This window comes from Streptomyces sp. NBC_00076, assembly GCF_045041235.1.
Lineage (GTDB): Bacteria > Actinomycetota > Actinomycetes > Streptomycetales > Streptomycetaceae > Streptomyces.
Genome location: NZ_CP108242.1, coordinates 4,385,593 through 4,398,280, shown reverse-complemented (window position 1 = coordinate 4,398,280; position 12,688 = coordinate 4,385,593). Strand labels below are relative to the sequence as shown.

10 protein-coding genes, 1 tRNA gene and 1 pseudogene are annotated in these 12,688 nt (G+C 68.6%); 7 read left to right on the top strand and 5 right to left on the bottom strand.

The features are described from left to right. The first annotated feature begins 47 nt into the window (after window positions 1-47). Window positions 48-869 carry an APH(3'') family aminoglycoside O-phosphotransferase gene (locus OHA64_RS19835; protein ID WP_405614809.1) on the top strand — a complete coding sequence of 274 codons (822 nt, stop codon included), beginning with the start codon at window positions 48-50 and terminating at the stop codon, window positions 867-869. Between the two features lie 15 nt (window positions 870-884). On the opposite strand, the pseudogene OHA64_RS19830 reads toward OHA64_RS19835, so the two are convergent. Next, a pseudogene (locus OHA64_RS19830) lies at window positions 885-1,747 on the bottom strand (IS5 family transposase). A 74-nt stretch (window positions 1,748-1,821) separates the two neighbouring features. Here OHA64_RS19830 and OHA64_RS19825 point away from each other — a divergent pair. Next, a complete protein-coding gene (locus tag OHA64_RS19825; RefSeq protein WP_405614807.1) occupies window positions 1,822-3,057 on the top strand; it encodes an IS701 family transposase in 1,236 nt (411 codons plus the stop codon). Between the two features lie 266 nt (window positions 3,058-3,323). Here OHA64_RS19825 and OHA64_RS19820 read toward each other — a convergent pair whose 3' ends face one another. Further along, the gene (locus OHA64_RS19820) at window positions 3,324-3,542 is read right to left on the bottom strand and encodes a DUF397 domain-containing protein (protein WP_405614805.1); all 219 of its coding nucleotides are present in this window, start codon (window positions 3,540-3,542) and stop codon (window positions 3,324-3,326) included. Next, window positions 3,539-4,381: a Scr1 family TA system antitoxin-like transcriptional regulator gene (locus OHA64_RS19815; protein WP_405614803.1), complete on the bottom strand. Its 843-nt coding sequence runs from the start codon at window positions 4,379-4,381 to the stop codon at window positions 3,539-3,541. The genes OHA64_RS19820 and OHA64_RS19815 overlap by 4 nt, the downstream gene beginning before the upstream one ends. Before the next feature lie 300 nt (window positions 4,382-4,681). On the opposite strand from OHA64_RS19815, the gene OHA64_RS19810 reads away from it, so the two are divergent. From OHA64_RS19810 to OHA64_RS19800, 3 genes are all read left to right on the top strand, one after another. After that, entirely contained in the window at window positions 4,682-5,023 is a 342-nt protein-coding gene (locus tag OHA64_RS19810) for a hypothetical protein (protein ID WP_405614801.1), read from the top strand. Continuing rightward, the gene (locus OHA64_RS19805; RefSeq protein WP_405614799.1) at window positions 5,020-5,814 is read left to right on the top strand and encodes an ATP-binding protein; all 795 of its coding nucleotides are present in this window, start codon (window positions 5,020-5,022) and stop codon (window positions 5,812-5,814) included. Before OHA64_RS19810 ends, OHA64_RS19805 begins: the two co-directional genes overlap by 4 nt. A gap of 303 nt (window positions 5,815-6,117) precedes the next feature. Continuing rightward, on the top strand, window positions 6,118-7,419 hold the full coding sequence (locus OHA64_RS19800) for a class I SAM-dependent methyltransferase (protein ID WP_405614797.1): 1,302 nt from the start codon (window positions 6,118-6,120) through the stop codon (window positions 7,417-7,419). 104 nt (window positions 7,420-7,523) lie between these two features. On the opposite strand, the gene OHA64_RS19795 is transcribed toward OHA64_RS19800, so the two are convergent. Further along, window positions 7,524-10,052 carry an ABC transporter permease gene (locus OHA64_RS19795; protein WP_405614795.1) on the bottom strand — a complete coding sequence of 843 codons (2,529 nt, stop codon included), beginning with the start codon at window positions 10,050-10,052 and terminating at the stop codon, window positions 7,524-7,526. Further along, window positions 10,052-10,852, bottom strand: a complete 801-nt coding sequence (locus OHA64_RS19790) for an ABC transporter ATP-binding protein (protein ID WP_405614792.1) — start codon at window positions 10,850-10,852, stop codon at window positions 10,052-10,054. Before OHA64_RS19790 ends, OHA64_RS19795 begins: the two co-directional genes overlap by 1 nt. A gap of 400 nt (window positions 10,853-11,252) precedes the next feature. Here OHA64_RS19790 and OHA64_RS19785 point away from each other — a divergent pair. Then, window positions 11,253-11,336, top strand: a tRNA-Leu gene (locus tag OHA64_RS19785). Window positions 11,337-11,508: 172 nt separating this feature from the next. Next, a complete protein-coding gene (locus tag OHA64_RS19780) occupies window positions 11,509-12,684 on the top strand; it encodes a 4-hydroxybenzoate 3-monooxygenase (protein ID WP_405614790.1) in 1,176 nt (391 codons plus the stop codon). Window positions 12,685-12,688 lie beyond the last annotated feature (4 nt).

The following is a 12,688-nucleotide window of genomic DNA, read 5'->3' as shown; positions in this document are numbered from 1 at the left end:
GACCCTGCGGTCCCGGGCCGACTGCCGGGCTAGCTAAAGTGGCAGCCATGAGCGATCACCCCGGGCCTCAGGTCTTATCGCCGGTGCTCCTCGGGGTGGGGGACGGCGACTGGTTGCCTGTCACCGCTGGCGAGTCGGGAGCAGTTGTCTTTCGCAGCGCGGACGCCACCCAGTATGCCAAGTGCGTGTCCGCTGCGAGTGCAGCCGACCTGAAGGCCGAGCGCGACCGGGTCGCATGGCTGAACGATCAGGGTGTGCCTGGTCCCCGAGTGCTCGACTGGCACTCCGGTGACGCCGGCGCCTGCCTGATGACCAGTGCCGTCTCCGGCATACCTGCTGATCAGGTGCCCGCTGAGGACCTGCGGGTCGCCTGGGAACCCATCGCGGACGCGGTGCGCCGACTGCACGAGGTGCCCGTGTCGCAGTGCCCATTCCGCCGGGGCCTGGACGCTACGGTCGCCGTGGCGCGCGACGTCGTGGCCCGCGACGCCGTCAACCCGGAGTTCCTCCCCGTCGAGCAGCAACACAAGCCCGCTTCGGAGCTGCTGGACCGCCTCACCCGGCAGGTCCCACGGCGGCGGGAACAGGAAGTCGCCGACACGGTCGTCTGCCACGGGGATCTGTGCCTGCCCAACATCATCCTCGATCCGCGGACCCTGGACGTGTCAGGCTTCATCGACCTGGGCCGCCTCGGGCTGGCCGACCGCTACGCCGACTTGGCGCTGTTGCTCGCCAACGCGCGAGAGACATGGCCAGACGAGGAGCGGGGACGGGCTGCGGACATGGCGTTCGCCGAGAAGTACGGCATCGCCCTGGACCACGACCGCCTCCACTTTTACCTCCATCTCGACCCGCTCACCTGGGGCTAATCGATTTCGTGGGGATCATCGGGCGGACCATAGAAAGTTGCTGGCGATGTGGAGTCCGGCCAGGTAGATGGTCGCGGTCTTCTCGTAGCGGGTGGCGATGCCGCGCCATTGCTTGAGGCGGTTGATGCACCGCTCGACGGTGTTGCGCTGCTTGTAGGCATCGCGGTCGAAGCCCGGTGGCCTACCGCCGCGGTTTCCCCGACGCAGTCGGTGACGTTGCTGGTCCGCCGGGACGGGGATCACCGCGCGAATACCGCGCTGTCGCAGGTGGTTGCGGATCGCGCGGGAGGAGTACGCCTTATCGGCCAGGACCACGTCGGGCCTGGTGCGCGGCCGTCCATGGCGTCGGGGAACGCGAAGGCGGGCCATCACCTCCGTGAAGGCGGGCGCGTCGCCAGCCTGTCCGGCGGTAAGAACGAAGGCCAGCGGCCGGCAGCGGTCGTCGGCGGCGAGGTGGATCTTCGTGGTCAGTCCGCCGCGGGACCGGCCGAGGGCGTGGTCGCCCGGCTCGCCGGCCGGGGCCCCTTTTTCCGAGCCCCGGCCGCATGCTGGCGGGCCCGCACGACCGTGGAGTCCACCGACACGGCCCAGTTCAGATCCTTTTCGGCGTCGGCCTGTGCCATCAGCGCGGTGAACACCCGCTCCCAGGTTCCGTCGACGGCCCAAATCCGCAGCCGGTTGTAGACGCCCCGCCAGTTGCCGTACCTCTCTGGCAGGTGCACCCACTGCGTGCCGGTCTTGAATTTGAAGGCGATCGCGTCGATCACCTCGCGATGGTCCCTCCACCGTCCACCCCGCTTCGGCGTCCGGTCCGGGAGTAACGGCTCGATCCGCGCCCACTGCGCGTCAGTCAACGGCACACACAGACCAACGATCAGATGATCCGAACGAAACGGCCTAGTAGTGCTTCGTTACGTTGGGTGATCTCGCCTGGTGTGGGCATCTTCCTGGTATGAGGTTGGGGGAGATGGAACGACTCCGGGGTGAGTTAGCGGAGTTCGTTGCCGATGTGTTCGGGTCGCTGCCGCGGCGGGATCAGCGGCGGTGGGGCGAGTGTTATCTGCGGGGTCTGATGCTGGACGGCAGGCGCAAGTCGATCCAGCCGATGGCCGAGCGTCTGCCGGACGGGAACATGCAGGCCCTGCAGCAGTTCGTGAGCCAGTCGCCGTGGGATCCGGTGCCGGTGCGGCGGCGGATCGCCGAGCGGCTGTCCCACGTTGTCGGGCCCGAGGTGTGGGTGATCGACGATGTGTCGTTCCCCAAGTGCGGCAGGGCGTCGGTCGGGGTGGCCCGCCAGTACTGCGGAGCGGTCGGCAAGCGGGCGAACTGCCAGGTCGCAGTCAGTGTCCATGCCGCCACCGACACCGCTTCGTGCCCGTTGCAGTGGCAGTTGTATCTGCCGCGTGAGTGGACGGATGCGCCGGAGCGATGCCGCAGGGCAGGAGTCCCCGACGACGTGGTGCACCAGGAGAAGTGGCGTCTGGCGCTCGGCCTCCTGGACACCCTCGCCCAGTGGCAGTTGAAGGCGCCGGTCGTGGTCGCCGATGCCGGCTACGGCGTCAGTACCCCGTTCCGGCTCGGTCTCGAGGAGCGAGGGCTGTCCTATGTCCTGGCCCTGGCCGGGAAGGAAGTCGCCCACTGGGAGGATGTTGAGCCGCACCAGCCTGCTTATGGCGGACTCGGCCCGCCCACCCTTGCCCGCTACCGCACCCCACCGCGAGCCGTCTGCGTCCTCGCAGCGGAGGCGGGTGTGGAGCGGTTCACCGAGGTGACCTGGAGGCAGGGCAGCAAAGGCGCGATGACCTCACGGTTCGCGGTGCTGACAGTGCGGCCCGCGGGCAAGCAGTCCCTGGCCGCAGCCCAGGAGGCGGGCGGCGGCCGCAACCAGTGGGACGGCGTCCTGCCCGCCCGGACCCTCCTGGTCGAATGGCCGGACGGCCAGGACACTCCGACGGGCTACTGGGTATCGAATCTGCCTGCCACCACACCTGCCGCTGACCTGGTGCGGTGGGCGAAGATGCGCTGGCGGATCGAGCACGATTACCGCGAGCTCAAGCACGGCCTGGGACTGGACCACTTCGAGGGCCGCACCTGGCGTGGCTGGCACCACCACGTCACCCTCGTCACTGCCGCCCAGGCATTCCTCACCCTCAGGCGGCTCGACCCAAAAGTCCGCACACCGGCCTGACTCTCTACCAGGTCCTCGACGTTCTTCAGGACCTGTTGAGGTGCTGGACCGGTACCTGCACCACCTGCGGCCGCCCCCTGCCCAGCCCCCGGAGCAGCCGCAGACAGCCCAGAACCTAACGAAGCACTACTAGTCCTCGAGACGGCCGGTGGGAGCTGCGGAGACCCGGACGTACGGGACCGGGGGTCGTGACCAGACGCACGCCGTCCAGATCACCGCGTGCGGCGACCGCGTCCGCTGTCCCTTCGGGACAACGGTGAACGGGCTCAACGAGGGATATCGGCGCTGTACTTCAACCCGCGGACGAACCAGCCGAACGCGGCAGCGCTGACGATGAGCCCGCTCTGGCCGGAGATCTTCGAGTCGCGTATGCCCACGCGCGGCAAGGAACAGGCCACCTCCACGCACTCGTTGTCTGCTGCGCTGTAGCTGCTCTTGAACCAGCTTCCTGCCGTGAGCTGGGCTGTGGCTGGCGTTTCGCTCATCGGGTGAACTCCTGTCGTGCTGCGGCCAGCAGCTCAAGGCTGACCGACGTGTCGGCCGCTTGTGATCGCAGGTAGTCAAACATGAGTTTGTAGCTCTGCACATCGCCGGGGGCGTCGAGATAGAGACCTCGCTTGTGGATCTCCAAATAGACCACGTTCATGCTGCTGAGCGGGTCGCCTGCATCGTCACGCCCGAGGATCAGGAAGTGGCCGCCCGAGCCGGCCGCGTGGGCGCCCGCGGTGAATTGCAGGATTTGGATGTCCACGTTTGGCCGCTGCGCCAGGGCGTGCAGGTGGCCGATCTGCTCTGCCATCACGTCGGCGCCGCCGACATGTCGCCTGAGGACCGAGTCGTCCAGTACCGCCCAGAGGTGCAGTGCGGGCGAACGCTCAAGAATCGACTGGCGTTTGATGCGGGCGTCCACTTTGTTCGTGATGACATCGGCAGTGGTACGGACGTCCTGCGCCTCGTGGAGAGCGAGGGCGTATCGGGGGGTCTGGAGCAGGCCCGGTACCAGAGCGTTTGCGAAGACATGCTCGTATTCGGCGACATCCTCGAAGGACATCAGCGGGTCCATGACCTCGGGAACGGCAGGATGGTCCATCCACCAGCCGTTCTCCTGGTTGCGGACGAGCTGTGTCAGGGCGTCCAACTCCGTGGATGTGGCGCCGCAGGTGTCTGCGATCGCTCTCACGGTGGGGATTCTGAGCTTGGCGCGGTCCTGCCATGTCTCGTAGCGGTTCACGGTCCCGACCGAGACTCCCGCGAGCTTGGCCACTTCGGACTGTGTGAGGTCGGCCCGGGTACGGAGCGCCTTGAGCCCACGGGCGATCTGCATGCGGCCAGCAGGGCCCGCTGATCCTCGTACGGTCACCGTCTTGTCTCCCACTCGGCCGTCATGCTCACTCGCGCGCCCTGCCTGCGGTGCGGCATCCAGAGCGTATGCGGGGCCAGCGCGCGCAGTGCTCTCTCCCTGAAGTTCACCCTGTCGAGGGAGAGTTGAGGCGCTGTACCTCGATTGTTGAAATTCAATGGCAGCATACTCAATGAGTGCATCGCGTGTTGGATCGGTCACTGATGGTGGCTGCTATGTGCGGCGCGCTCATGCCCTGAGCTTCACTTCGTCGAAGGAGTCCCTATGCGGCGGCTGGTTAGCCAACTCGTCTACTGTGTACGGCTGTTCGCCGGGCCGACTGGGCGCCATCGAGCACCGCTTCTGCCATCGAGGGGCCAGCCGCCACGGGCTTCTCGATCCGCCACAACTCTCCCGGCGCTGAGCCGCCTCGCTCCTACCGTCCGCCACTGGCGCACCCCCATCGACGGCACCTCCACCGCCCTCGTCCGTCCCTACCTCGCCGCACACGAGCGCGAGGAACAGGCCCGCCTTCAGCGCCTGCGCCGCGGCGCTCTCTGGTGTGCCACCTACGGTGTCGACCTCGACCTCCGGGACATCCACGCCGTACTGGGGGCCGCGTCATGAATGAGGGAGCGGACCGCCTACGGCTCCTGCCCTGGACCGGCGTCCAAGGCCAGCCCTGCCTCCTCCTCACGGACGGCGACGGTGGCGTCGCCTCTCGGTTGGCCGACCGGATCGAGGAAGTGCAACTCGGGCTCGCGCAGCGGCTTCTGGGGCGCGTGCGTGAGGGACTCCCGGAGTGTGGGCCGAGTGAGGCTGCAGAATTCGCCGACCTGACATGCCAGTTGACGGACGCGCTTGAGGACATGCTGCTCATCGCGGTCGCGCGGGGCTGTCGCCTCCGCGGGGACCGGTGGGCCCGGGAAGGCGGAGTGACCATCGCGCCGTCGCCGCCAACGGTCCTCCACGACGTTCTGGCGCACGGCCCGACCGCCCCCCGAGGCTTCGGCCTGCTCACTCTCGCCGGTCGCGACCTCACCTCCGCGAGTGCCGCCCGGCGCTATGTGCGGGACACGGCTGGAGTGTGGGGGCTGTCGCCCGATACGACTGACGACCTGGAAACGATCACCGGAGAGCTGGTCGCCAACGCCCTGGAGCACACCGACAGCCACACCATCACCGTCACCTGCGCCCTCGCCTCCCGCACGGTCACGATCGGCGTCACCGACGAGGGCCAGGGGTGCCCACCGGCGTCGCCCCTGGGCGCGGCAGGGCGGCCGAGCCCGGAGCAGCAACACGGCCGCGGCCTGCTGATCACCGAGGCACTGGCCGACCGGTGGGGTACGCGGCGTACCGGCAGCGGGCTGACCGTATGGGCCGACGTCGGCCTCGGAGACGCGGAGGCTGCCGGATGACTTTCGCCACGATCGACACGGTGGACCTGCCCCGCCACAGCACGAAGGCATAGGCATGGTCGCCGTAACACGAACCTGCACCCACCGGGGCCTGCTCAAGGCCGACGCCTCCTACGGCATCGGCGTCGACATCACGCCGTACGCACGCGGCGCGCTCTGACCCGACCTCGCGGCACGGGAAAGCCCTTGGCATCTACATGCTTTTTACCAAGGCGTAACGCGCATGGGGGACTGCGGCCCGGCCCCGCAGGTGTTTACGTGGTGTTGGACATTCCGGGATCCACCGCCACGGAGGTGCACGTCATGCCGGATGCCGCGCAGCGGCTGAAAAGCCTCGTCGAACAGTTGCTGGGAGCCCCTCTGCCGGTGCGTATCCGCGCCTGGGACGGGTCGCAGGCGGGGCCGCCGGGTGCGCCGACCCTCGTGGTGCGCAACCGCCGGGCCGTACGCCGCCTGCTGTGGAAGCCGGGCGAGCTGGGTCTCGCCCGTGCCTGGGTCGCCGGTGACCTGGACATCGAGGGCGATCTCTACGCCGGCCTCGACCTGATGTCGGGGTTCGTCTGGGAGCGCGGGGACGACGCCCGTACTCTCGCCCAGGCACTCCGCGACCCCGAGTTCCGCGCAGCCGCCCGCGGACTCATCGCCCTCGCAGGGCCCCCGCTGCCCCCCGCCCCGCCGCGCGAGGAGGTCCGCAGACCACGCCGCGGCCTGCACACCAAGCGCACCGACAGACGGGCCATCAGCCACCACTACGACGTCGGAAACGACTTCTACGAGATCGTCCTCGGGCCGTCCATGGTGTACTCCTGCGCCTACTGGCCCACCCCCGAAGCAGACGGCGGCGCCCTGGAGGCCGCGCAGCGCGACAAGCTGGAACTCGTCTCCCGCAAGCTCGCCCTGAGGCCCGGTCAGCGGCTCCTCGACGTCGGCTGCGGCTGGGGCTCCATGGCCATCCACGCCGCCCGTGAGCACGGCGTGAGCGTCGTCGGCATCACCCTCTCCGACGAGCAGGCCGCGTACGCCCGCAAGCGGGTCGCCGGCGAGGGACTGACCGACCGGGTCGAGATCCGCGTACAGGACTACCGGGACGTCGCCGACGGGCCGTACGACGCGATCTCGTCCATCGGGATGGCCGAACACGTCGGCTCCGAACGGTACCTGGAGTACGCCGAGGATCTCTTCAGGCTCCTCAAGCCCGGCGGTCGGCTGCTCAACCACCAGATCGGCCGCCGCCCGCACCACGACGAATCCACGTACGACATCGACGAGTTCATCGACGCCTACGTCTTCCCCGACGGTGAGCTGGCCCCGATCGGCACCACCGTGACCCAGCTCGAACGCGCCGGGTTCGAGGTGCGTGACGTCGAGTCGATCCGCGAGCACTACGCCCTCACCCTGCGCCGCTGGGTCGCCAACCTGGAGGCCGACTGGGCCCGGGCCGTGCGGCTGACCAGCCCCGGCCGGGCCCGCGTCTGGCGGCTCTACATGGCCGCCTCCGCACTTGCCTTCGAACACAACCAGATCGGCGTCAACCAGGTCCTCGCCGTCCGGACCCCCAAGTCCGGCGACTCCGGAATGCCCCTGCGCTCCCGCACCTGGAACTGACCCGAAAGAGGACCCGGACGAAGACCCGAACGAAAAGAAGGGCCCGCTTCCCGTCGAAGGAAGCGGGCCCGACTGCCGTGCCCCTGCTCGTACCGCTGTTCCGGCTACTCCGACTTGATCGCCGTCAGCATGTTCAGGCGGGCCGCCCGCCGGGCCGGCCACAGCGCCGCCAGGACGCCCACCGCCGCCGCCAGGAGGAGGAAGACGGCCATCCTGGACCACGGCAGGACGAGTTCGTACGTCGGCAGGCTCGTGCCCAGCAGCTCACCGGCCGCCCAGCCGAAGAACACCCCGAGGCCGATGCCGAGCACCCCGCCGAAGAGCGAGATGACCAGGGACTCCAGGCGGACCATCCGCTTGATGCCCTTGCGGTCCAGGCCGATCGCGCGCAGCATGCCGATCTCCTGGGAGCGCTCGAAGACGGACATCGCCAGGGTGTTGATGACCCCGAGCACCGCGACGATCACGGCCATCGCGAGCAGCCCGTAGAGCATGTTCAGCATCAGAGTGAACATCTTCGCGATCTCGTCGGAGAGGTCCTGCTTGCTCTGCACCTTGATGGCCGGGTTGGAGCCGAGGGCCTTCTCCAGCCTGTCCTTCGTCGCGCCGGACGCGCCGTCGGACGTCTTGACCATCACCTGCATGTCGCCCGGGTCCGACTGGTGCGGGGAGAGCGCGGTGTTGTCCAGGATGATGCCCTGGATCATCTCGTTGCCCTCGTAGACCCCGGCGACGGTCAGCTGCTGCTTCTTGCCGTCCTCGTAGGCGACGGTGAAGTCCGAACCGGCCTTCCAGCCGTGCGACTTGGCCGTCGTATCGTCCACGACGACCTGTGTACCGCCGACCTTGAAGGCTCCGTCGTCGACCTTGAGGTCGGTCAGCTTGCCGATCGCGTCGCCCGTGACGCCGGTGAGGTACTCGCTCTCGCCGTCGATGCGGGAGGGGGCGTTGCGCAGCGGGCTGACGGCGGTGACGTCGTGGATCCCCCCGAGTTTCTTCTCGACGTCGGGGGAGAGCTCGTTGCCGTTGGCCATGGAGACCACGTAGTCCGCGCGGATCGCCGAGGAGGCCATCTTGTCGATGGACTTCTGGACGCTGCCCGCCATCACCGTCATGCCGGTGATGAGGGTGAGGCCGATCATCAGCGCGGAGGCGGTGGCCGCCGTACGACGGGGATTGCGCACCGAGTTCTGACGGGCCAGCTTGCCCGAGACGCCGAACACCCGCAGCACCGGTGCCGCGGCCGCGATCAGCGGGCGGGACAGCAGGGGCGTGAGGATGAAGACGCCGATGATCAGCAGGACCGCGCCGAGGCCCATCGGGGCCTGGCCGTCCGAGCCGGACATCGTCGTCGCGGCCAGGACCACCGCGACACCCGCCGCCGAGAACAGCGCGCCCAGCGTGTTGCGCAGCACCAGCGACTTGGTGGTGGCCTGTGCGTGCAGGCTGCTCATCGCGGCCACCGGCGGGATCTTAGCGGCCCGGCGGCCGGGCAGCCACGCGGCCAGCATGGTGATGAGGACGCCGACGGCGAGGGCCGCGCCGACCGTGCCCGGCGTGATGATCAGCGGCCCGTCCGGGACGGTCGCCCCGATCGAGCCCATCAGCGACCGCAGGCCCGCCCCGATGCCGATCCCGGCGGCCAGGCCGGTCACCGCGGCCACCGCGCCCACGAAGAACGCCTCCAGCAGCACCGACCGGGTGACCTGCCGGCGGGAGGCGCCGACCGCGCGCAGCAGCGCCAGCTCCTTGGTGCGCTGGGCGACCAGCATGGTGAAGGTGTTGGCGATGATGAACGTGCCGACGAACAGCGCGATGCCCGCGAACACCAGCAGGCCCTGCTTCATCCCGGACATCGAGGTGGAGATCATCTTCGCCTGGTCGTCGGCCAGTTGCTGCCCGGTCGTGGTGTAGACGAGGTCCTTCGGCAGCGCCTTGTCCAGCTCCGCCTTGAGCGCCCTCTGGCTGACGCCGGACTTCGCCCGCACGTCGATCTGGTCGTACGTGCCCTTCTTGCCGAACAGTTGCTGGGCCGAGGCCGTGTCGAAGAGGGCGAGGCTGCCGCCGGCGGCGACATTGCCGTCGTCGGTGGTGAAGATGCCGGCGATCTTCGGGGTGAGGACCGGACCGTCCACCGAGATCCGTACGGTGTCGCCGATCTTGTACCCGGCGCGCTTCGCGGTCTCCGAGTCGATGACGACCTCGTTCGCGCCACTCGGGGCGTGGCCCTCGGCCAGCGGATACCGGGTGTCCTTGGTGCCCCAGTAGTTGCCGCCCTGCGACTGGAAGCCGCCGCCGATGAGCTTGCCGTCCTTGTCGGCGATCGCGGTGAACCCGTTGACGACGCCGACGGCGGACGCGGCCCCCGGCACCTTCGCGCTGTCGTCGAGCAGCGCCTGCGTCAGCTCGGCCGTCTTGCCGACGGTGTCGCCCTTGTCCTCCTGGGTCTCGGCCTCCACGGCCACGTCGACCTGGTCGAAGCCCTTGGCCGAACTCTTCTGGAAGGCCTCGGAGATGGTGTTGGTGAAGACCAGGGTTCCCGACACGAAGGCCACGCCGAGCAGAACGGCGAGCACGGTCATGAGCAGCCTGGCCTTGTGCGCGAATACGTTGCGCAGGGCGGTGCGGAACATCAGCTGGTACGGCCCTTCGCGTCGAACTCGGGGGTCTGGGGGTTGCCCCCAGGAAGGCGCCGCATCAGGTCGAGGACCGAGTCCGCGGTCGGTCCGTGCAGTTCGTCGACGATCCGTCCGTCCGCCAGGAACACCACCCGGTCCGCGTACGCCGCGGCCACCGGGTCGTGAGTCACCATCACCACCGTCTGCCCGAGCTCCCGTACGGAGTTGCGCAGGAAGCCGAGGACCTCCGCGCCCGCGCGCGAGTCTAGGTTTCCGGTCGGCTCGTCGCCGAAGATGATCTCGGGCCGGGAGGCCAGGGCGCGGGCCACCGCGACGCGCTGCTGCTGGCCGCCGGAGAGCTGGGAGGGACGGTGGCTGAGACGGTCGGCCAGGCCGACCATCCCGATCACCGAGTTCAGCCACTGCTTGTCCGGTTTGCGGCCCGCGATGTCCATCGGGAGGGTGATGTTCTCCAGGGCCGTCAGCGTCGGGAGCAGGTTGAAGGCCTGGAAGATGAAGCCGATCTTGTCCCGGCGCAGCTTGGTCAACTGCTTGTCCTTGAGGGACCCGAGTTCCGTCTCGCCGATGCGCACCGAACCGGACGAGAAGGTGTCCAGGCCGGCCACACAGTGCATCAGCGTGGACTTGCCGGAGCCGGAGGGGCCCATGATCGCGGTGAACTCGGCCTGCCGGAACTCGACGGAGACCCGGTCCAGGGCGACCACCTGGGTCTCGCCCTGTCCGTAGATCTTCGACAGATCCGTGGCGCGCGCGGCCACTGCGGTGGTCCGGTCGGCGATGGATGCGGTGGTCACGAGTAGGCACTCCTGAGGGAACGACGACGGATGGGGCCCCGACGGGACGTGTTCAATCGTGGCCGCTTCAAGTCGCCGTGTAGTCAGCCGCTGTTCCGGTTCTGAAGACAGCCTCGGGTCGGACCACACCGTGCGCTGTCATACCTGGGGATGACGGGCACCCCTGAGGACAGGAGACGTCAAGAACAGGTGGAGCGTCCTCGTTCAGGCGGTGAAATTCCGTCATTCCGCATGCGTGGCCGAGCGGCGCGCGCAAGGCTGCTGGCAAGTGCGGATGGCCTGTTCCAGGTGCTGATGCTCCCTCAGGCCTCAATAAAATAAGACAACATCGGTCCGCCCGCCCGATGTTCGGGGGGAGCCTCCCGATAGGCTCGGAACCTCGATGCGGAGCCCATGGCCTGCCCGGATGGTGGAATGCAGACACGGCGAGCTTAAACCTCGCTGCCCCTTCGCGGGCGTGCCGGTTCAAGTCCGGCTCCGGGCACTTCCGTACCTCTGCGAACCGCCGTTTCGTGGCCTTCGATCCCTGCACCCTCCATTGAAGAGTTCACCGCACGACCGTTGACAGCGGGCACGTGCGGTCGCAGACTCACGTCCTAAAGTTGGTGAAACAAACTTCACCATGCGAACAAAAGGGCGAACAGAGAGGCTGGTCGATGCGCACCACCGTCGGCATCATCGGAGCCGGTCCGGCCGGCCTCCTCCTGGCCCGGCTGCTCCATGACGCGGGCATCGACTCGGTCGTCCTGGAGAGCCGCGACCGTACCTATGTCGAACATCGGCAGCGGGCCGGGATCCTGGAGCAGGGCACCGTCGACGTACTGCGCGAGGTCGGCGCAGGGGCGCGCATGGACGGGGAGGGTCTGCGCCACGACGGCATCGAACTGCGGTTCGCCAAACAGCGTCACCGCGTCGACTTCCCCGCCCTCGCCGGTGGCCGGTCGGTGATGGTCTACGCCCAGACCGAGGTCTGCAAGGACCTCATCGCCCTTCAGCTCGCCGAGGGCGGCCCCCTGCTGTTCGAGGCGGAGGCGCTGGCCGTCGAGGACGCCGACAGCGACCGGCCGCGCGTCCGCTTCCGCCACGAGGGCAGGGAAGACGTCCTGGAGTGCGACTACGTCGTCGGCTGCGACGGCTTCTGGGGGGTGGCGCGCAAGGCGATCCCCGCCCGGCTCACCCAGGTGTTCGAGCGGACGTACCCTTTCGCCTGGCTCGGCATCCTCGCCGACGTCCCGCCCTCGCACGACGAACTGGTCTACGCCCGCCACGACCGCGGCTTCGCGCTCCTGTCGATGCGCTCCCCGTCCGTCTCCCGTCTCTACCTCCAGGTCCCCGAGGGCACGGACGCCGACTCCTGGAGCGACGACGCCATCTGGGCGGAACTGGAGCGCCGCTTCGAGACCGCCGACGACTGGCGGCTGGCCCGCGGACCCATCACCCAGAAGTCGGTGACCCCCATGCGCTCCTACGTCCACGAGCCCATGCGGTACGGCCGGCTCTTCCTCGCCGGGGACGCGGCCCACATCGTGCCGCCCACCGGAGCCAAGGGACTCAACCTGGCCGTCGGGGACGTGGTGACCTTCGCGCGGGCACTGACGTACGCGAAGGAGAAGGGATCGGCGGAGTTGCTCGACGCCTACTCCGAGACCTGTCTGCGCCGGGTGTGGCAGGCCGAGCGCTTCAGCTACGACATGACCAGCCTCCTGCACCGCGCCCCCGACGCCACCGCCTTCGAGGACCGCCTCCAACTGGCCCGTCTGGAGCGGATCTCCTCCTCCCGGGCCGCCGAGACGGACCTCGCCGAGGCGTACACCGGGTTCCCATTCGGGTGAAACG

Bases quoted from the DNA above. Each gene is read 5' to 3' on its own strand.
- OHA64_RS19805 (WP_405614799.1), top strand. From the start codon at position 5,020: ATGAATGAGGGAGCGGACCGCCTACGGCTCCTGCCCTGGACCGGCGTC.
- OHA64_RS19810 (WP_405614801.1), top strand. From the start codon at position 4,682: ATGCGGCGGCTGGTTAGCCAACTCGTCTACTGTGTACGGCTGTTCGCC.
- OHA64_RS19820 (WP_405614805.1), bottom strand. From the start codon at position 3,542: ATGAGCGAAACGCCAGCCACAGCCCAGCTCACGGCAGGAAGCTGGTTC.
- OHA64_RS19835 (WP_405614809.1), top strand. From the start codon at position 48: ATGAGCGATCACCCCGGGCCTCAGGTCTTATCGCCGGTGCTCCTCGGG.
- OHA64_RS19825 (WP_405614807.1), top strand. From the start codon at position 1,822: ATGAGGTTGGGGGAGATGGAACGACTCCGGGGTGAGTTAGCGGAGTTC.
- OHA64_RS19800 (WP_405614797.1), top strand. From the start codon at position 6,118: ATGCCGGATGCCGCGCAGCGGCTGAAAAGCCTCGTCGAACAGTTGCTG.
- OHA64_RS19795 (WP_405614795.1), bottom strand. From the start codon at position 10,052: ATGTTCCGCACCGCCCTGCGCAACGTATTCGCGCACAAGGCCAGGCTG.
- OHA64_RS19780 (WP_405614790.1), top strand. From the start codon at position 11,509: ATGCGCACCACCGTCGGCATCATCGGAGCCGGTCCGGCCGGCCTCCTC.
- OHA64_RS19815 (WP_405614803.1), bottom strand. From the start codon at position 4,381: ATGCAGATCGCCCGTGGGCTCAAGGCGCTCCGTACCCGGGCCGACCTC.